This window comes from Enterobacter sp. HK169, assembly GCF_001719105.1.
In the GTDB taxonomy this organism is placed as follows: Bacteria; Pseudomonadota; Gammaproteobacteria; order Enterobacterales; family Enterobacteriaceae; genus Enterobacter; species Enterobacter asburiae_B.
In genome coordinates, this window is record NZ_CP017087.1 from 960426 (window position 1) to 978845 (window position 18420).

General features: G+C 51.5%; 15 protein-coding genes, 2 tRNA genes, 5 other RNA genes and 1 pseudogene. 11 read left to right on the plus strand and 12 right to left on the minus strand.

The window, feature by feature from the left end:
- Nucleotides 1-12: 12 nt before the first annotated feature.
- The 6 genes and pseudogenes from oppF to EnteroDNA1_RS04695 form a co-directional block, all read right to left on the minus strand.
- Nucleotides 13-1017, minus strand: a complete 1005-nt coding sequence (oppF, locus tag EnteroDNA1_RS04670) for a murein tripeptide/oligopeptide ABC transporter ATP-binding protein OppF (protein WP_023312094.1) — start codon at nt 1015-1017, stop codon at nt 13-15.
- Nucleotides 1014-2026 (minus strand): annotated as a pseudogene (locus tag EnteroDNA1_RS04675) (ABC transporter ATP-binding protein). The gene oppF and the pseudogene EnteroDNA1_RS04675 overlap by 4 nt, the downstream one beginning before the upstream one ends.
- A gap of 11 nt (nt 2027-2037) precedes the next feature.
- Entirely contained in the window at nt 2038-2946 is a 909-nt protein-coding gene (oppC, locus tag EnteroDNA1_RS04680) for an oligopeptide ABC transporter permease OppC (protein WP_023312096.1), read from the minus strand.
- Nucleotides 2947-2960: 14 nt separating this feature from the next.
- On the minus strand, nt 2961-3881 hold the full coding sequence (gene oppB / locus EnteroDNA1_RS04685) for an oligopeptide ABC transporter permease OppB (protein ID WP_008502786.1): 921 nt from the start codon (nt 3879-3881) through the stop codon (nt 2961-2963).
- 84 nt (nt 3882-3965) lie between these two features.
- Entirely contained in the window at nt 3966-5597 is a 1632-nt protein-coding gene (gene oppA, locus EnteroDNA1_RS04690; RefSeq protein WP_033145757.1) for an oligopeptide ABC transporter substrate-binding protein OppA, read from the minus strand.
- Between the two features lie 770 nt (nt 5598-6367).
- Complete coding sequence (locus EnteroDNA1_RS04695; protein WP_023312098.1) at nt 6368-7015, minus strand: YchE family NAAT transporter; 648 nt, start codon at nt 7013-7015, stop codon at nt 6368-6370.
- A 478-nt stretch (nt 7016-7493) separates the two neighbouring features.
- Between EnteroDNA1_RS04695 and adhE the strand changes: the two genes are divergently transcribed.
- A complete protein-coding gene (gene adhE / locus EnteroDNA1_RS04700; RefSeq protein WP_023312099.1) occupies nt 7494-10172 on the plus strand; it encodes a bifunctional acetaldehyde-CoA/alcohol dehydrogenase in 2679 nt (892 codons plus the stop codon).
- Nucleotides 10173-10238: 66 nt separating this feature from the next.
- On the opposite strand, the gene tdk is transcribed toward adhE, so the two are convergent.
- Nucleotides 10239-10853 carry a thymidine kinase gene (gene tdk / locus EnteroDNA1_RS04705; RefSeq protein ID WP_029741683.1) on the minus strand — a complete coding sequence of 205 codons (615 nt, stop codon included), beginning with the start codon at nt 10851-10853 and terminating at the stop codon, nt 10239-10241.
- Nucleotides 10854-11402: 549 nt separating this feature from the next.
- Here tdk and hns point away from each other — a divergent pair.
- Nucleotides 11403-11816, plus strand: a complete 414-nt coding sequence (hns, locus tag EnteroDNA1_RS04710) for a histone-like nucleoid-structuring protein H-NS (protein ID WP_008502781.1) — start codon at nt 11403-11405, stop codon at nt 11814-11816.
- A gap of 201 nt (nt 11817-12017) precedes the next feature.
- Here hns and galU read toward each other — a convergent pair whose 3' ends face one another.
- From galU to rssA, 3 genes are all read right to left on the minus strand, one after another.
- The gene (gene galU, locus EnteroDNA1_RS04715; RefSeq protein WP_008502780.1) at nt 12018-12926 is read right to left on the minus strand and encodes a UTP--glucose-1-phosphate uridylyltransferase GalU; all 909 of its coding nucleotides are present in this window, start codon (nt 12924-12926) and stop codon (nt 12018-12020) included.
- 200 nt (nt 12927-13126) lie between these two features.
- A complete protein-coding gene (gene rssB / locus EnteroDNA1_RS04720; RefSeq protein WP_033145760.1) occupies nt 13127-14140 on the minus strand; it encodes a two-component system response regulator RssB in 1014 nt (337 codons plus the stop codon).
- A gap of 91 nt (nt 14141-14231) precedes the next feature.
- Nucleotides 14232-15134 (minus strand): patatin-like phospholipase RssA, encoded by a 903-nt coding sequence (rssA, locus tag EnteroDNA1_RS04725; RefSeq protein WP_069302957.1) that lies wholly within the window; start codon nt 15132-15134, stop codon nt 14232-14234.
- Between the two features lie 114 nt (nt 15135-15248).
- On the opposite strand from rssA, the gene EnteroDNA1_RS04730 reads away from it, so the two are divergent.
- The 9 genes from EnteroDNA1_RS04730 to EnteroDNA1_RS04770 all read left to right on the plus strand — a co-directional run bounded on the left by EnteroDNA1_RS04730 (nt 15249) and on the right by EnteroDNA1_RS04770 (nt 17838).
- Nucleotides 15249-15707: a YchJ family protein gene (locus EnteroDNA1_RS04730; RefSeq protein WP_045888025.1), complete on the plus strand. Its 459-nt coding sequence runs from the start codon at nt 15249-15251 to the stop codon at nt 15705-15707.
- A gap of 46 nt (nt 15708-15753) precedes the next feature.
- The gene (gene purU / locus EnteroDNA1_RS04735; RefSeq protein WP_023312104.1) at nt 15754-16596 is read left to right on the plus strand and encodes a formyltetrahydrofolate deformylase; all 843 of its coding nucleotides are present in this window, start codon (nt 15754-15756) and stop codon (nt 16594-16596) included.
- Between the two features lie 157 nt (nt 16597-16753).
- A tRNA-Tyr gene (locus EnteroDNA1_RS04740) sits at nt 16754-16838 on the plus strand.
- 35 nt (nt 16839-16873) lie between these two features.
- Nucleotides 16874-16958 (plus strand) — tRNA-Tyr (locus EnteroDNA1_RS04745).
- 45 nt (nt 16959-17003) lie between these two features.
- Nucleotides 17004-17134, plus strand: a non-coding RNA gene (locus tag EnteroDNA1_RS04750) — RtT sRNA.
- Between the two features lie 45 nt (nt 17135-17179).
- Nucleotides 17180-17310, plus strand: a non-coding RNA gene (locus tag EnteroDNA1_RS04755) — RtT sRNA.
- A gap of 45 nt (nt 17311-17355) precedes the next feature.
- Nucleotides 17356-17486: non-coding RNA, RtT sRNA (locus EnteroDNA1_RS04760), on the plus strand.
- A gap of 45 nt (nt 17487-17531) precedes the next feature.
- Nucleotides 17532-17662, plus strand: a non-coding RNA gene (locus EnteroDNA1_RS04765) — RtT sRNA.
- A 45-nt stretch (nt 17663-17707) separates the two neighbouring features.
- Nucleotides 17708-17838, plus strand: a non-coding RNA gene (locus EnteroDNA1_RS04770) — RtT sRNA.
- A 34-nt stretch (nt 17839-17872) separates the two neighbouring features.
- Here the strand turns inward: EnteroDNA1_RS04770 and EnteroDNA1_RS22615 are convergent.
- Together EnteroDNA1_RS22615 and EnteroDNA1_RS04775 are read right to left on the minus strand one after the other, a co-directional pair.
- Nucleotides 17873-18004 (minus strand): hypothetical protein, encoded by a 132-nt coding sequence (locus EnteroDNA1_RS22615; RefSeq protein ID WP_257784975.1) that lies wholly within the window; start codon nt 18002-18004, stop codon nt 17873-17875.
- Nucleotides 17947-18390: an Lrp/AsnC family transcriptional regulator gene (locus EnteroDNA1_RS04775; RefSeq protein WP_029740417.1), complete on the minus strand. Its 444-nt coding sequence runs from the start codon at nt 18388-18390 to the stop codon at nt 17947-17949. The genes EnteroDNA1_RS22615 and EnteroDNA1_RS04775 overlap by 58 nt, the downstream gene beginning before the upstream one ends.
- Nucleotides 18391-18420: the final 30 nt, after the last annotated feature.

Consider the following 18420-nt stretch of genomic DNA (forward strand, 5'->3'; position numbering starts at 1 on the left):
CAGCCCTTGCGATTATAACGGGTCTACTTTCAGGCAGGAAACTGCATGTCGGAAACTGCCTTCCAGAACCGGTCGCGTTTTTGCACATTCCGGCCCGGCCATCGGGCAGCGCGTGCGGAAGACGCAGCCTGACGGTGGGTTAATCGGCGAGGGTAATTCCCCTTCCAGAAGCTGGATGGTTTTATTTTTCTCCAGATCGGGATCGGGGATCGGCACCGCGGACATCAGCGCTCTGGTGTATGGATGCAATGGATTATGGTACACCTCGTCATAGGTGCCCAGCTCCACGGCATGCCCCAGATACATTACCAGCACGCGGTCAGAGATGTGTTTCACCACGGCCAGGTCATGCGCGATGAAGATCAGCGACAGCCCCATTTCGCGCTGCAGCTTCTGCAGCAGGTTAACCACCTGCGCCTGAATGGAGACGTCCAGCGCGGAAACCGGCTCATCGCAGATAATCAGCTTCGGTTCGAGGATCAGCGCACGGGCAATACCAATACGCTGGCACTGACCGCCGGAGAACTCATGCGGATAGCGGTTGATGAGGTTTGGCAACAGGCCGACTTTCATCATCATCGCCTTCACGCGGTCGCGCACTTCCTGACGAGACATCTTCGGATGATAGGTGCGCAGCGGCTCGGCAATAATCTCGCCGATAGTCATGCGCGGGTTTAATGATGCCAGCGGATCCTGGAAAATCATCTGGATATCGCTGCGCACCTCGCGCCACTCGTCGGGTTTCATGCCCAGCAGATCTTTACCCAGCCAGGCCACTTTTCCGTCGGTGGCTTTGACCAGACCGATGATGGCTCGCGCAAAGGTCGATTTACCGCAGCCGGACTCTCCCACCACGCCCAGGGTTTCCCCTTCGTACAGGCGCAGCGTGACGCCGTCCACCGCTTTCAGGGTCTTCGGCGGCTGCCAGAACCACTGTTTGCCGTCTTTGATGTCGAAATGCACTTTAAGATCGGCGATTTCGAGCAGCACGTTGCGTTTTTCATCTAATGCGTTCATACCAGCTCCTCCTGCGGCTTAAAGCAGGCGCGCAGACGGCCTGGTGCAAACTCTTCCAGCGGCGGAGCGCTGTTGCAGATTTCCATCGCGTGCGGGCAGCGCGGCTGGAACGGACAGCCTTTCGGCAGTCGCAGCAGGTTAGGCGGATTGCCCGGAATGGTGAGCAGAGATTCCCCTTCTGCATCAAGACGCGGCACCGCGTTCAGCAGACCAATCGAGTACGGATGGGCTGGCTGATAGAAGACATCGCGCGCTTTGCCGTATTCCATGGTACGACCGGCGTACATCACCAGCACTTTGTCACAGATGCCCGCCACTACGCCCAGGTCGTGGGTGATCATGATAATCGCCGTGTTGAACTCGCGCTTCAGCTCGTTCAACAGGGTCATGATCTGCGCCTGAACGGTAACGTCCAGCGCGGTGGTAGGTTCATCGGCAATCAGCAGCTTTGGCCGGCACAGCAGCGCCATCGCAATCATCACGCGCTGACGCATACCGCCAGAAAACTCGTGCGGGAACATGCGCATACGCTTGCGCGCTTCCGGCATTTTCACCGCATCCAGCATTTTGACCGACTCTTCAAAGGCTTCCGCTTTGCCCAGGCCTTTGTGCAGCATCAGGACTTCCATCAGCTGCTCGCCTACGCGCATATACGGGTTCAGCGAGGTCATGGGATCCTGGAAAATCATCGAGATCTGCTCAGCGCGCAGCTTGTTCAGCTCGTGTTCCGGCAGGTTGAGGATTTCGCGACCGTTGAATTTAGCGGAGCCGCCAATCACGCCGTTAGCAGCCAGCAGGCCCATCAGCGCAAAAGCGGTCTGCGATTTTCCGGAACCGGACTCCCCACGATCCCCAGCGTTTCGCCCGCGCGCAGGTTGAAGTTGAGATCGTTGACGGCGGTAACATCCCCGTCCGGCGTTTTAAAGGTCACGCGGAGGTCTTTCACATCCAGCAGAAGATTATTCTGCTGTTGCGCCTGTGGCGCAGTGGCCGTTTCAATAATTGTCATGACGGCGCTCCTTAACGGTCTTTCGGGTCGAGGGCATCACGCAGGCCATCGCCGATAAAGTTAAAACAGAACAGGGTAACGACCAGGAAACCCGCCGGATAAAGCAGTAGCCACGGTGAAACTTCCATCGAGTTTGCGCCATCGCTTAGCAGCGCGCCCCAGCTGCTCAGTGGCTCTTGTGTACCCAGACCCAGGAAGCTCAGGAAAGATTCAAACAGGATCATGCTTGGTACCAGCAGTGAGGCATAAACCACCACCACGCCCAGCACGTTAGGAACGATATGGCGAACCACGATATTCCCGGTGGACACACCGCCTACCTGCGCCGCTTCAATAAACTCTTTGCGTTTGAGGCTCAGCGTCTGGCCGCGAACAATACGCGCCATATCCAGCCAGGAAACCATCCCGATAGCTACGAAGATCAGCAGGATATTCTGGCCGAAGAAGGTCACCAGCAGGATGACGAAGAACATGAACGGGAAGGAGTTCAGGATTTCCAGCAGACGCATCATTACCGAGTCTATTTTGCCGCCGAGGTAGCCGGAAAGTGAACCGTAGAGCGTACCCACGATCACCGCGACCAGCGCGGCAGCAATACCGACCATCAGCGAGATACGGCCACCGATAGCGACACGCACCAGCAGATCGCGTCCCGAGGAGTCCGTGCCAAAATAGTGGCCTGATTCCATATCCGGCGCGCTGGACATCATGCCCCAGTCGGTGTCGAAATAGGTAAATTGCGACAGCATCGGTGCCAGGGTCACAAACAGCGCGATGATCACCAGAACAACCAGACTGGCAACCGCTGCACGGTTGTGCATAAAGCGACGGCGCGCGTCCTGCCAGAGGCTACGACCTTCTACTTCCAGTTTTTCACTGAAGTTTTCCAGCGCCTCGCTGTTTTTCTTACTCAACATCATGGCGTGCTCCAGCGTTAGTAACGAATTTTCGGATCGATGACGGCATACAGCACATCGACGATAGCGTTAAAGAGAATGGTCAGCGCACCGACGAGAATGGTCAGGCTCAGCACCAGCGAATAGTCGCGGTTGAGCGCGCCGTTAACGAACAGCTGACCAATGCCGGGCAGGCCGTAGATTGTTTCGATAACCATAGAGCCGGTGATGATCCCGACGAATGCCGGTCCCATGTAGGAAAGCACGGGCAACAGCGCCGGTTTGAGCGCGTGGCGGAAGATAATCCGACGCATCGGCAGCCCTTTAGCGCGCGCGGTACGAATGAAGTTCGAGTGCAGCACTTCGATCATTGAACCACGGGTGATACGCGCGATACTGGCGATGTACGCCAGCGATAATGCCACCATCGGCAAAATCATGAACTTCAATGCCCCGCCGTTCCAGCCGCCGCCAGGCAGCCACTTCAGCGTGATGGCAAATATCATCACCAGTAATGGCGCGACAACGAAGCTGGGTATCACTACCCCGGTCATTGCCACCCCCATTACGGCATAATCCCATTTGGTATTTTGTCTTAGCGCGGCGATGACGCCAGCGGTGACCCCGAAAACGATGGCCAGAATAAATGCCGCAGCACCCAACTTAGCCGAAACCGGGAAGCTGGACGCGACCAGGTCGTTAACGGAATAGTCTTTATATTTAAATGACGGTCCAAAATCACCGTGGGCCAGCTGCTTCAGGTAATTGAAGTACTGGGTGGAGATTGGATCGTTTAAGTGGTATTTCGCTTCGATATTTGCCATAACTTCAGGCGGCAGCGTACGCTCACCGGTAAATGGACTGCCCGGCGCAAGACGCATCATGAAGAAGGAAATCGTGATGAGAATAAATAGCGTTGGAATCGCTTCAAGACAGCGACGTAGGATAAATTTCAACATTGCCCGTACCTTCTGGCGTGTGCCTATATTATGTGACGTTGGTTAGACACCGTGGGGCGAGCATGCCCGCCCCACTCATTGCCATTAATGCTTGATAATATACAAGTTTTTAACGTAGATATTATCCATCGGGTCTTTACCGGTATATCCACCTACCCACGGTTTCACCAGACGGGCGTTAACGTAGTAGTAAACCGGAACGATCGCGGAATCTTTATCCAGCTGCTGCTCGGCTTTAGAGTACAATTCTGTACGCTGCGCTTCGTCAGTGGTTTTCAGCGTGTCGCCAATCAGCTTGTCGAACGCCGGGCTCTTATAGTGCGCGGTGTTGTTCGAGCTGTCGCTCAGCATGGTGTTCAGGAAGGAGGTCGGTTCGTTATAGTCCGCACACCAGCCAGCACGAGCCACATCAAAGGTGCCCTGATGACGGCTGTCGAGGAAGGTTTTCCACTCCTGGTTTTCCAGCTTCACGTTCGCGCCCAGGTTCTTTTTCCAGATTGAGGCAACGGCGATAGCCAGTTTTTTGTGCAGATCGGAAGTGTTGTACAACAGGCTGAAGGTCAGCGGCTTATCTGCGGTGTAGCCCGCTTCGGCCAGCAGTTTCTTCGCTTCTGCGTTACGCTGTTCCTGAGTCTGTTTAAACCACTCTGGCTCGGTCAGTTTTGCGCCATCGGTGTATGGAGGGGTATAGCTGTACGCCGGCAGATCGCCCTGGTTTTTCACTTTGTTTACGATGATATCGCGATCCAGTGCCAGCTTCAGCGCGGTACGAACACGTACGTCGGTAAACGGTGCTTTCTGGTTGTTGATTTCATAGTAATAGGTGCACAGGTACGGATCGACGTGAACTTCTTTAGGGATCTCTTTTTTCAGTTTCTGGAACAGTTCAATCGGCATGTTGTTATAGGTCATGTCGATTTCACCGCTGCGATAGCGGTTAACGTCAGTCACTTCGGACGAAATTGGCAGGTAGGTCACCTGGTCAATAACGGTTTTCGCGTTATCCCAATACTGCGGGTTACGGTCAAGCACCATACGTTCGTTGACCACCCAGTCTTTCAGCTTATAGGCACCGTTGGTCACGATATTGGCAGGCTGCGTCCATTTCTCACCAAATTTTTCCACGGCGGATTTTGGTACCGGGGAGACGGACGGGTGAACCAGCAGCTTATAGAAGTACGGAACAGGTTCGCTCAACGTCACTTCAAAGGTATTGGCATCGATCGCTTTTACGCCCAGGTCGGTAACAGGTTTTTTGCCCGCGATGATATCATCAATATTGGCGATGTGGCCATATTGCAGGTAGCTCGCATACGGAGAGGCGGTGGTTGGATTCGCCAGACGCTGCCAGCTATAAACGAAATCTTCGGCCGTGACCGGTGTACCGTCGGACCATTTCGCATCTTTACGCAGATGGAAGGTCCAGACTTTGAAATCTTTGTTTTCCCATTTTTCTGCAACACCCGGCGCCGGGTGGCCGTCTACGTCTGTCACCAGCAGGCCTTCGAACAGGTCGCGGTTAACGTTAGACTCAGGAACACCTTCAATTTTGTGCGGGTCAAGAGACTGAACTTCCGCACCGTTGTTACGCACCAGCGTCTGTTTCTCCGCCAGTTGAACACCTGCAGGAACGTCCGCAGCCATTGCAGCGTTGCCCGCGATTAGCGCAGTTAAAATCCCCGCCGCTACCAGATTTTTTTTTGTGATGATGGACATTGTGTTGGTACTCCACTCATTATAATGACTGGCCTTCGCCAGCTGTGTAATCCCCTTTTGGGGCCTGTACAGCGCAGGAGTTTTTTTTGCTGCTGTCAGGTTCTTCTTTTACTGCTTGCTATCACCGACTTTTTTATTACTGACCGCTCGTATGGCCGTCTTGCGTCGATTCTTTACAGGCCTCCCCTGTTTGAGACCTGCACTGGATATCTGAGAAGAGAACCATATGAAAATAATTCTCATCTGCTTGTTTTATGCTGCAAAATATTAGGCCGGAAAGTATCAAATGGCGTAAACGCGCGCCAATACATTTTGCAAATTTGTTAAGCAATTCTCTTTTACGGTGAGTACCGCATCGTTGAGGGCAGCCCTGCCGGACATCGAATACCACTTAAAAATTATGATATTCAATAAGATAGAGAAAATTTTCTCTACACGCGCGTCGCTGCGCTATCATCGAGTGATTTTGTACAAAAATTTAACAACTGGTTATTATTTAGCACATTCATCTAGGGGAATGTTGAATTTACTAATATCATTTCGGTTATCTCTCAGCAAGCCCCAGAGTATCATGTGAGTAAAATAACAGATCGATCGAAGGTTTTCTGCGCAGGCGGGTTTGGCGGGAATTAATAACTCATTGAAATACAAGCAATGAACATTATTAGTAGAATTTATTATGATATGTGAGCATTTCAACTTTAGTTATAGGATTTACTGATAATGACGTAAAAAAACGGAGCCGTGGCTCCGTTCTTTCATACGAAATATCAGTGCAGCAAACCGGGGAAAATGCTTTTAATTCCTGTAACGATGAATTCTATCCCTAACGCCATCAACAGCAGCCCCATAATACGCGTTATGACGTTAATGCCCGTCTGCCCCAGCAGGCGCACCAGCCAGGGCGCCATGCGGAATACTCCCCAACAGCAGAGTGCGAAAAGCGCAATGGCAACGGAAAAGCCAATCAGGTGCATCAGGCTATGGTAACGCGTGCCCCAGACAATGGTTGAACTGATGGCGCCAGGGCCAGCCATGAGCGGTAAGGCCAGCGGCACCACGCCAATACTTTCGCGGATAGCTGTTTCTGACTTCTCCTGCTTGTTCTGTTTATCCTCGCCCAGCTTACCGCTGATCATGGACATCGCGATGGTCACGACCAGGATCCCACCCGCTATGCGGAAAGAGTCAATCGAAATCCCGAAGAGCTGGAGAATGGCGTCCCCAAGAAAAAGGGAGGTGAGCAATATGATAGCCACTGACAGGTTAGCGGTGAGGTTGGTCTTATTCCTGGCCGCCGCCGTCTGATAACTCGTCATACTAATAAAGACAGGAATGATCCCCACCGGGTTGACCAGGGCAAACAAACCAATAAAAAATTTAAAATACGTTGGAAAATCAAAGAGCGTTTGGATCACGTTTTGCTCCGCTTATACACATGCCCGGGACTGACACTTTGTCATGAGAAATCGCGCTGAAGATACCCTTTTTATTAGCATACTTCACTCGAAATCTGTGGCAAAACGTTATCATTTCAGGATGTTAAACATATGTATAATCAATGATAGCGTCGCTTCCATTACTTACGTAATTATTTAACACTTGAAAAATCTCAACGAAATAACCCTGCTGAAAGGTATCAGCTTGGGGGAAAATTGACGCAGATCATGATTTCCGTACTCAGAAGTGAGTAATCTTGGTTACGCCCCCAGGGAGATCGCCTGACAAAAAGGGATGATGCTAAGGTAAGGCTCTTTTAGTAAATTAGTGTGCTGACGCAGAAAGTAACTCTTTGTTTTACTTTGTGTTACGCAAGTCGTATCGGCTCTGTCTATACTGTGTGACGTATCGAGCGCTGGTTTACTAAAAGAGTTTAAACATTATCAGGAGAGCATTATGGCTGTTACTAATATCGCTGAACTGAACGCCCTCGTCGAGCGCGTTAAAAAAGCCCAGCGTGAATATGCCAATTTCACCCAAGAACAGGTTGATAAAATCTTCCGCGCGGCCGCACTGGCTGCTGCAGATGCTCGAATCCCTCTCGCTAAAATGGCCGTTGCCGAATCCGGCATGGGTATCGTGGAAGATAAAGTGATCAAAAACCACTTTGCTTCCGAGTATATCTACAACGCCTATAAAGATGAGAAAACCTGTGGCGTGCTGTCCGAAGACGACACCTTCGGTACCATCACCATCGCTGAACCTATCGGCATCATCTGCGGTATTGTTCCGACAACTAACCCAACGTCTACGGCTATCTTCAAATCACTGATTAGCCTGAAGACCCGTAACGCAATCATCTTCTCTCCACACCCACGTGCGAAAGACGCGACCAACAAAGCTGCGGATATCGTCCTGCAGGCGGCGATCGCTGCTGGCGCACCAAAAGATCTGATCGGCTGGATCGACCAACCTTCTGTTGAGCTCTCCAATGCGCTGATGCATCACCCGGACATTAACCTGATCCTGGCGACCGGTGGTCCTGGCATGGTTAAAGCCGCATACAGCTCCGGTAAACCAGCGATCGGTGTGGGCGCCGGTAACACTCCTGTTGTTATCGACGAAACTGCTGACATCAAACGTGCCGTTGCGTCTGTACTGATGTCTAAAACCTTCGATAACGGCGTGATCTGTGCATCTGAACAGTCTGTTGTTGTTGTTGATTCCGTGTACGACGCAGTTCGTGAACGTTTCGCCAGCCACGGCGGCTATCTGCTGCAGGGCAAAGAGCTGAAAGCAGTTCAGGACATCATCCTGAAAAATGGCGCACTTAACGCCGCTATCGTGGGTCAGCCGGCTTACAAAATTGCTGAACTCGCAGGCTTTACCGTTCCGGCAACAACCAAAATCCTGATCGGTGAAGTGAAAGTTGTTGACGAAAGCGAGCCGTTTGCACATGAAAAACTGTCTCCAACGCTTGCCATGTACCGTGCGAAAGATTTCGAAGACGCGGTAGAGAAAGCCGAGAAACTGGTTGCCATGGGCGGTATCGGTCACACGTCTTGTCTGTACACCGACCAGGACAACCAGCCAGAACGCGTTGCCCACTTCGGTCAGATGATGAAAACTGCACGTATCCTGATTAACACCCCTGCTTCTCAGGGTGGTATCGGTGACCTGTACAACTTTAAACTCGCACCTTCCCTGACTCTGGGTTGTGGTTCCTGGGGTGGTAACTCCATCTCTGAAAACGTTGGTCCAAAACACCTGATCAACAAGAAAACCGTTGCTAAGCGAGCTGAAAACATGTTGTGGCACAAACTTCCGAAATCTATCTACTTCCGCCGTGGCTCACTGCCAATCGCGCTGGATGAAGTGATTACTGATGGCCACAAACGTGCGCTCATCGTGACTGACCGTTTCCTGTTCAACAACGGCTACGCTGACCAGATCACCTCTGTACTGAAAGCGGCTGGCGTAGAAACTGAAGTGTTCTTTGAAGTTGAAGCTGACCCTACTCTGAGCGTTGTGCGTAAAGGTGCTGAGCTGGCTAACTCCTTCAAACCAGATGTGATTATCGCTCTGGGTGGCGGTTCCCCAATGGACGCCGCGAAAATCATGTGGGTCATGTACGAGCATCCTGAAACCCACTTCGAAGAACTGGCGTTGCGCTTTATGGACATCCGTAAACGTATCTACAAGTTCCCGAAAATGGGCGTAAAAGCGAAAATGATCGCGGTAACCACCACTTCCGGTACCGGTTCAGAAGTTACGCCATTCGCAGTAGTAACGGACGATGCAACAGGTCAGAAATACCCACTGGCTGACTATGCACTGACCCCAGACATGGCTATCGTTGATGCGAACCTGGTCATGGAGATGCCGAAATCACTGTGTGCGTTCGGTGGTCTGGATGCGGTAACTCACGCCCTGGAAGCTTACGTTTCTGTGCTGGCATCTGAGTTCTCTGACGGTCAGGCTCTGCAGGCGCTGAAACTGCTGAAGGAAAACCTGCCAGCGTCCTACAACGAAGGGTCTAAAAACCCAGTAGCACGTGAACGCGTTCACAGTGCAGCAACCATCGCCGGTATCGCGTTTGCGAACGCCTTCCTGGGTGTTTGCCACTCTATGGCGCACAAGCTGGGTTCTCAGTTCCACATTCCTCACGGTCTGGCGAACGCCCTGTTGATCAGCAACGTTATCCGTTATAACGCTAACGACAACCCAACCAAGCAGACTGCTTTCAGCCAGTACGACCGTCCGCAAGCGCGCCGTCGTTACGCTGAAATCGCAGACCACCTTGGTCTGAGCGCACCGGGAGACCGCACTGCTGCGAAGATTGAGAAACTGCTGGCATGGCTGGAAAGCCTGAAAGCTGAGCTGGGTATTCCAAAATCTATCCGTGAAGCAGGCGTTCAGGAAGCTGACTTCCTCGCTCACGTAGATAAGCTGTCTGAAGATGCATTCGATGACCAGTGTACTGGTGCTAACCCGCGCTACCCACTGATCTCCGAGCTGAAACAGATTCTGCTGGATACCTTCTACGGTCGTGAGTTCAAAGAAGGTGACGTTGCCGCTGTGAAAACAGAAGTTCCTGTCATCAAAGCTGACAAGAAAGCGAAGAAAAGCGCTTAATTGAAAGCAGAAGAAAAAACCCGCCTTTATGGCGGGTTTTTTTATGTCTGTATAACAAGGCTGGCGTTATTTCCTGTTGTCGTGTTGAATCGCCGTCAGCGAGCCTACAGACAACGCTTCTTTATAATGCTTACGACAGACTGAAACATAGCGTTCATTACCGCCTATAACCACCTGCTCGCCATCTGCATAAGGTTTCCCGGCCTGGTCGAGACGAAGCACCATGCTGGCTTTGCGACCGCAGAAGCAGATTGTTTTCAATTCAACAAGCTTATCCGACCAGGCAAGCAAATACTGGCTACCGGCAAAGAGCTCACCGCGGAAATCCGTACGCAGGCCGTAACACAGCACGGGAATATCAAGCTCATCGACCACCTCTGAAAGGGCATGAACCTGTTCACGCGTCAGAAACTGGCTCTCATCTACCAGAACACAGTGAATGGGCTGCAAAGCATGTTCTGTACGAATGTCCTCAAACAGATCGGTTTTCGGGTTAAACAGTCTGGCAGGCGATGAGAGCCCTATTCTGGAACTCACCTTCCCTGCGCCAAAGCGATCGTCAATTTCAGCCGTATAAACAACGCTACGCATCCCGCGCTCCTGGTAATTGTACGAGGATTGCAGCAACGCGGTGGATTTCCCGGCATTCATTGCCGAATAGTAGAAATAAAGTTGTGCCATTGGCCGTAAAACCCTAATCAATGTGTAATATTCCCGATGATTCATTGTACCATAATTTGTCTGGTCATCAGCGATGTAGCACACAGAGGAAGCGTTTCAGCGCGGAGTTCACAACCTTCTTTTCATGAAAATAACCCGCTAAAACATGAAGTAAACTCCTTCAGCCTGGCCAATATGTTATATGTTTAGCCAAACATAACACTGCATTTTATAGTGGAATCCCCGTTCATTAAAATTCACTATTTATTAACTATTTCAGTCTTAACATCACGGAGGGGAACTAATACAAAAGGCTGATATTTCTCCGCCGCAACTATAATTCCTGCGGTAAATGTCACAAAAAAAAGAGGCAATCGACCGGGTCCAGCCGGGTTAGCTGATAACAAACGAGACTGTTGGGTGATGAAATTTAAGTTAGCGTAATTAATAATAGCGGCATTATTTAGTATTTTTTGAATTCCTTACATTCCTGGCTATTGCACAACTGAATTTATGGCTCTATTATTAGGTCAACAAACCACCCCCCATTATAAGTTTGAGATTACTACAATGAGCGAAGCACTTAAAATTCTGAACAACATCCGTACTCTTCGTGCGCAGGCAAGAGAATGCACCCTCGAAACGCTTGAAGAAATGCTGGAAAAATTAGAAGTTGTAGTTAATGAACGTCGTGAAGAAGAAAGCGCAGCTGCTGCTGAAATCGAAGAACGTACTCGTAAACTGCAGCAATATCGTGAAATGCTGATTGCTGATGGTATCGATCCAAATGAATTGCTGAACAGCATGGCTGCAGCTAAAACCGGTACTAAAGCCAAGCGTGCTGCTCGTCCTGCTAAATATAGCTACGTTGATGAGAACGGCGAAACTAAAACCTGGACTGGCCAGGGCCGCACTCCTGCTGTTATCAAGAAAGCCATGGACGAACAAGGTAAACAGCTGGACGACTTCCTGATCAAGGATTAATCCAGCCGTATTCAGAAAAATCCCGCGTAATGCGGGATTTTTTTTAACCTAAATTTGTCGCAAACATCCCCTTACACTCTGTCATAAAGCATTATTTGGCAATTTTAATAACTGTACTTAGAGACAGGTTTCAGAAGTGTTTAGGGCATAAAAAAACCGGTGGGCAGCGCCTCACCGGTTTCGGACATATGTACCCGTGGCTTATTTCTTAATACCTACGCTCTCTTTGAGCCAGGTTTTAAATTCTTCACCAAGAGTATTGTGGCGAATACCATATTCAACAAACGCCTGCATATAACCAAGCTTATTACCGCAGTCATGGCTCTTACCTTTCATATGGTAAGCCTCAACGGTCTCTTTCTCGATCAGCATATCAATGGCATCCGTCAGCTGAATCTCATCACCCGCTCCTGGAGGCGTTTTCGCCAGCAGAGGCCAGATTTCAGCGCTCAGAACATAGCGACCTACAACGGCCAGGTTTGAAGGCGCTACGTCGGCTTTAGGCTTCTCTACCACGCCAACCATTGGCACGCTTTCGCCCGGCTCAAGGTTAACGCCTTTGCAGTCAACCACACCGTATGCCGTCACGTCTTCAACAGGCTCAACCATAATCTGGCTGCTACCGGTTTCGTCGAAACGTTTGATCATCTCTGCCAGGTTATCCTGAGAAAGATCGGATTCGTATTCGTCCAGAATTACGTCAGGCAGAATTACCGCTACAGGCTCATCACCTACAACAGGATGTGCACACATTACAGCGTGGCCCAAACCTTTAGCCAGGCCCTGACGAACCTGCATAATGGTAACGTGTGGCGGGCAAATAGACTGAACTTCTTCTAACAGCTGACGCTTAACACGTTTTTCCAGCATGGCTTCAAGTTCAAAGCTTGTATCGAAATGGTTTTCGATAGAGTTTTTTGATGAATGCGTAACCAGCACAATTTCAGTGATGCCGGCTGCGATACATTCATTAACGACATACTGGATTAATGGCTTATCAACCAGAGGCAGCATCTCTTTAGGAATTGCCTTAGTTGCTGGTAACATCCTGGTCCCCAATCCCGCTACCGGGATGACGGCCTTTCTGACTTTCGAATTTAGGGCAGCCATTCAAATTCTCCTGAGCTGTTCAAGTTTTGAACTTTTATGCAATAAATAACGCGTTGAGTATATCAGCCTCGCCCCGCAGTCCGGGTCTGAAAAGAACGCGTTGCCGATCAATTAGGACAAATACGCATGAATCTGGGCAGCGATAGTAGCACTCCCCGTAAAACACAGGTAAAGCAATCTTAAAATTAAGATCCAATTGCTTATTCCGTGGACAACATTAAGCGTAGCCGTCCCCCGGCGCCCCAAATTTGGCACTGCCAGGAGGAACAGCGGTGGCTAATTTGATTAAGATACGCCGTACCCAATGTCCCAAGCGGCACGCCGTTACTCACCTGAATATGATGTTCACCGGTATTCAGTGAAGCGTTGAGACCTGCTGAAACGAGGATCAGATTCTTTAAACCGCTGTGGTAATAGCCAACCAGCAGCGGGAACTGTCCGGGCAAATTAGCCTGGCGAAAAAGCTGGTTTACCTGTTTGAGCAAACTGCCTAACTCCGGCAGCCGTTGTCCCTGATGCGATAACTGTTCCTGCAGCAAACCATTAAAAAGCGCGCGAAGAAGTAACGCGGCTAATACGCCATTATCCCCTGCCCGGGTGACATCCAGAGAATAAAACGCAAGGTCGGAATCAGATAAAGGTGCGATATCCAGTACCAGTCCCGGCTGATCAGCCGCCACCAGCTGACGATAATTTACGCGGCAGTGTGAAATAGTTTGCTGTACGGGTGGCTGAAGTTCTTGCAACAGTTTCGCCGCAGCAGGAGGATCACTCACCAGGGCATCCCAGTCCTGGAAAAGACGCTCCTCTTCCTCTACCCGGGAATTAAACATATTCGGATAAAGGCACGCTAAGACCGTTTCTCGCAGCCGGTTCAGATCCTTGACCGGTTTAAGCAGAATATCCTGGACACCGAGTCGCAATGCTTTGGCGATATCCGCCATATTCTCTGTGGCAGAGATCACCAGAATCGGCGTCTGGTTGCCTTCGTTACGCAGATGTTCAACCAGCTTCAGCCCGTTCATGCGCGGCATCTCAATGTCGCAAATCATTAAATCGGGCGTAATGCTGATCATTTTTTCCAGGGCGTCGATACCATCTTCAGCCAGTGAAGTGATTGCTCCCAGCGAGGATAACCACGAATCCAGTAGCGATCGGAAAACGGGCTCGTCTTCAACAATCAAAATGTGTTTTCCGGCCAATGGCTGCGTCATGGTTCCTCCCCTGGCTGACAGTAACTAAATAGTGGCATGCGATCGGCACTATCGCCTGTCAGATTTTGCTGAAGTAGTCAAAAAAAGGTGCTTAACGTGCTGTTTGCACAAAAGGCAACAATTCGTCCATTTTCTTTTCGACGGCTAACGAGCCCGCTGCGATGGCGGCCTCAGCCCGATGGAAATCAAGAGTAGAGATTTGCGGACAGTAAGGCTGAATAAGAATATCTGGCGGGTCGCCTGCCATACGATTGCGCTTAAGGCGATTCTCCAGTACCTGGATTGACGTGGTCATGATTTCTATCGCCGTCGGCGCGGCAACCGAGCGTCGCGCGGACATACGCCCGATTCTACCGCGCAGGCGCTCATGCCAGGCCAGTTTCTCGCCCTCGGCATCTTCGCTCTGGAGATTGACCGGCATGAGGTCCTGTTGCATCAGGTGGGCGTCGTGCTGCAGGTCGACGGCAATTACGATATCCGCCCCCATTGCACGGGTCAGAGAGATGGGAACCGGGTTTACAACGCCACCGTCGACAAGCCAGTAACCGTTGTGTGGGACAGGCGCCATAAGCCCCGGCATGCTGCAGGAGGCGCGCACGGCAAGATGGATATCCCCTTCGGTTAGCCAGAGTTCGCGTCCCGTGCTGAGGTTCGTCGCGACGGCGCCAAAGGGCATCTGACAATCAGTGAAGTCTTCGAGAGGCATAACCTGGCGGAACTGGTTAAAGACGCGTTCGCCGCGCAACAGCCCACCACGCTGCCACGAGAGATCCATCAGGCGCAGGACGTCCCAGTAACTGAAGGAACGCACCCAGGTCTCGAGTTCCGGAAGCTTCCCGCACGCGTAAGCGGAGCCGACAAGCGATCCTATTGAACACCCTGCGACAATATCTACGTTAATGCCCATCTTGTTTAAGGCATTAATCACGCCGATGTGTGACCATCCCCGGGCTGCACCTGAGCCCAGCGCCAGTCCAATTTTAACCTTTCTCATTAGCCCTGTTTTACTTCCCCTGGATTCCTGACATAGCGTCAACGCAACAGCTCAGTTAACATAGTGCTACCCGAAGCGTTTTACGCCTTTATTATTTGTTCCAGGAAGAGAATCGTGTCTCAACTCTGCCCTTGTGGTAGCGCTCTGGAGTATAGCCTATGTTGCCAGCGATATCTGTCTGGCGATCAGGTTGCACCAGACCCGTCACACCTCATGCGTTCACGTTACACTGCTTTTGTGATCAAAGACGCAGACTACCTGATTAAAACCTGGCATCCCTCCTGCCACGCTGCCGAATTCAGACAGGACATCGAAGCCGGCTTCGCGAACACGCAGTGGCTCGGCCTTACCGTCTATGAATCCTCAACGGGCAGTCATGTGGATGAAGGTTACGTCAGCTTTGTCGCTCGTTTTACCGAGAATAATAAACCTGGTGCCATTATCGAGCGTTCCCGGTTCTTAAAGGAAAGCGGGCAGTGGTATTATATTGACGGAACGCGCCCACAGTTTGGTCGTAACGATCCCTGCCCGTGTGGTTCAGGTAAAAAATTTAAAAAGTGTTGCGGGCAGTAATGCCTGACAACCCAGACTTCGCAAATACAAACAGGATTTCCCGGCGATGCAATCATTACAACGTAAAGTTCTGCGCACCATCTGTCCCGATCAAAAAGGACTGATCGCACGAATTACCAACATTTGCTACAAACATGAACTGAATATCGTGCAGAACAACGAGTTCGTTGACCACCGTACCGGCCGCTTCTTTATGCGTACCGAACTCGAAGGTATTTTCAACGACACCACCCTGCTTGCCGATCTCGACAGCGCGCTTCCGGAAGGTTCCGTGCGCGAACTAACCCCAGCCGGTCGACGCCGCATCGTGATCCTGGTGACCAAAGAAGCACACTGTCTGGGCGACCTGCTGATGAAAGCAAACTACGGCGGTCTGGACGTGGAAATAGCTGCCGTTATTGGCAACCATGAGACGCTGCGCACGCTGGTCGAGCGTTTTGATATTCCGTTCGAGCTGGTGAGCCACGAAGGCCATACCCGTGAAGAACACGACGATCTGATGGCGCAGGCCATTGAAGCGCATAACCCGGACTACGTGGTGCTGGCGAAATACATGCGCGTGTTAACGCCATCCTTCGTGGCGCGTTTCCCGAACAAGATCATCAACATTCACCACTCGTTCCTGCCGGCCTTTATTGGCGCGCGTCCCTACCACCAGGCCTACGAGCGCGGCGTGAAGATCATCGGTGCGACCGCGCACTATGTGAATGACAACCTGGACGAAGGTCCAATCATCATGCAGGACGTGATTCACGTGGACCACACCTACACGGCCGAGGACATGATGCGTGCAGGGCGTGACGTTGAGAAGAACGTGCTCAGTCGTGCGCTGTATCAGGTGCTGGCGCAGCGTGTCTTTGTCTACGGCAACAGAACCATCATTCTTTAATCTTTCGGAAAATGAATTGATTAGCTTTGCGCCTTTACGGATAAAAAGCAGGCAAACAGCTTCATTTACCTAAAGGAATGCTTTACAGGGGCGCCTCATTTGATATGATGCGCCCCGCTTCCAGCAGAAGCAGGTAAGTCAAAAAGCATTACCCCGTGGTGGGGTTCCCGAGCGGCCAAAGGGAGCAGACTGTAAATCTGCCGTCATCGACTTCGAAGGTTCGAATCCTTCCCCCACCACCATCTCTCAGCAAGACCTCAAAATTTGAATTACCCCTGGTGGGGTTCCCGAGCGGCCAAAGGGAGCAGACTGTAAATCTGCCGTCATCGACTTCGAAGGTTCGAATCCTTCCCCCACCACCATCACCTTCAAATGACGCTAAACCCTCTGTTCGCACCAGGCATCATGCATTTCCGTAACGGGGAAGGATGAGAAGCTTCGACCAAGGTTCGATTCGAGCGTAGCGAGAAAGCGTTGCCGCAGGCAACGACCCGAAGGGCGAGGCGCAACGCGCCGAGTAATCCTTCCCCCACCACCATCACCTTCAAATGACGCTAAACCCTCTGTTCGCACCAGGCATCATGCATTTCCGTAACGGGGAAGGATGAGAAGCTTCGACCAAGGTTCGATTCGAGCGTAGCGAGAAAGCGTTGCCGCAGGCAACGACCCGAAGGGCGAGGCGCAACGCGCCGAGTAATCCTTCCCCCACCACCATCACCTTCAAATGACGCTAAACCCTCTGTTCGCACCAGGCATCATGCATTTCCGTAACGGGGAAGGATGAGAAGCTTCGACCAAGGTTCGATTCGAGCGTAGCGAGAAAGCGTTGCCGCAGGCAACGACCCGAAGGGCGAGGCGCAACGCGCCGAGTAATCCTTCCCCCACCACCATCACTTTCAAATAAATCCAAACCTCCTTTTTGCACCAGGCATCATGCATTTCCGTAACGGGGAAGGATGAGAAACTTCGACTAAGGTTCGATTCGAGCGTAGCGAGAAAGCGTTGCCGCAGGCAACGACCCGAAGGGCGAGGCGCAACGCGCCGAGTAATCCTTCCCCCACCACCATCACTTTCAAATAAATCCAAACCTCCTTTTTGCACCAGGCATCATGCATTTCCGTAACGGGGAAGGATGAGAAACTTCGACTAAGGTTCGATTCGAGCGTAGCGAGAAAGCGTTGCCGCAGGCAACGACCCGAAGGGCGAGGCGCAACGCGCCGAGTAATCCTTCCCCCACCACCATCACTTTCAAATAACTCCAAACCTCCTTTTTGCATCAGGCATCATGCATTTCCGTAACGGGGAAGCCTTCGTAGGCGCAGCCGCCACCCGGCGACAGAAGCCAGAAGCCTACATCGGCGGCAAACGACGCTTCACCGGCGAACTCTTCACAATCGACGTATTGCACTGGGCATGCTCCGCCAGGCCGTCCAGCAGCACATCCAGCTGCTCTATCGATCGCACCACCAGCCTAATCACAAAGCAATCTTCCCCGGTGACTTTGTCGCTCTCTATACACTCCGGCATCGCCTGAATGTATTTATCCACCTTATGCAACAACCCCGGCAAAGGACGCACGCGCACCAGCGCCTGCAGCGTATACCCCAGCGCCGCCAGATTCACCCGTGCGCCATACCCCTGAATCACACCGCGCTCTTCCAGCCTCTTCAGGCGTTCTGCCGTGCTGGGGGAAGTCAGACCGATGCGTCCGCTGAGCACCTTCAAAGACATGCGCGCATCCTCGACCAGACAGGCTAAAATTTGACGGTCGATATCATCGAGAAGGTATTCCATCGTTTTCACCTAATTTTAAAAAGCCATCAC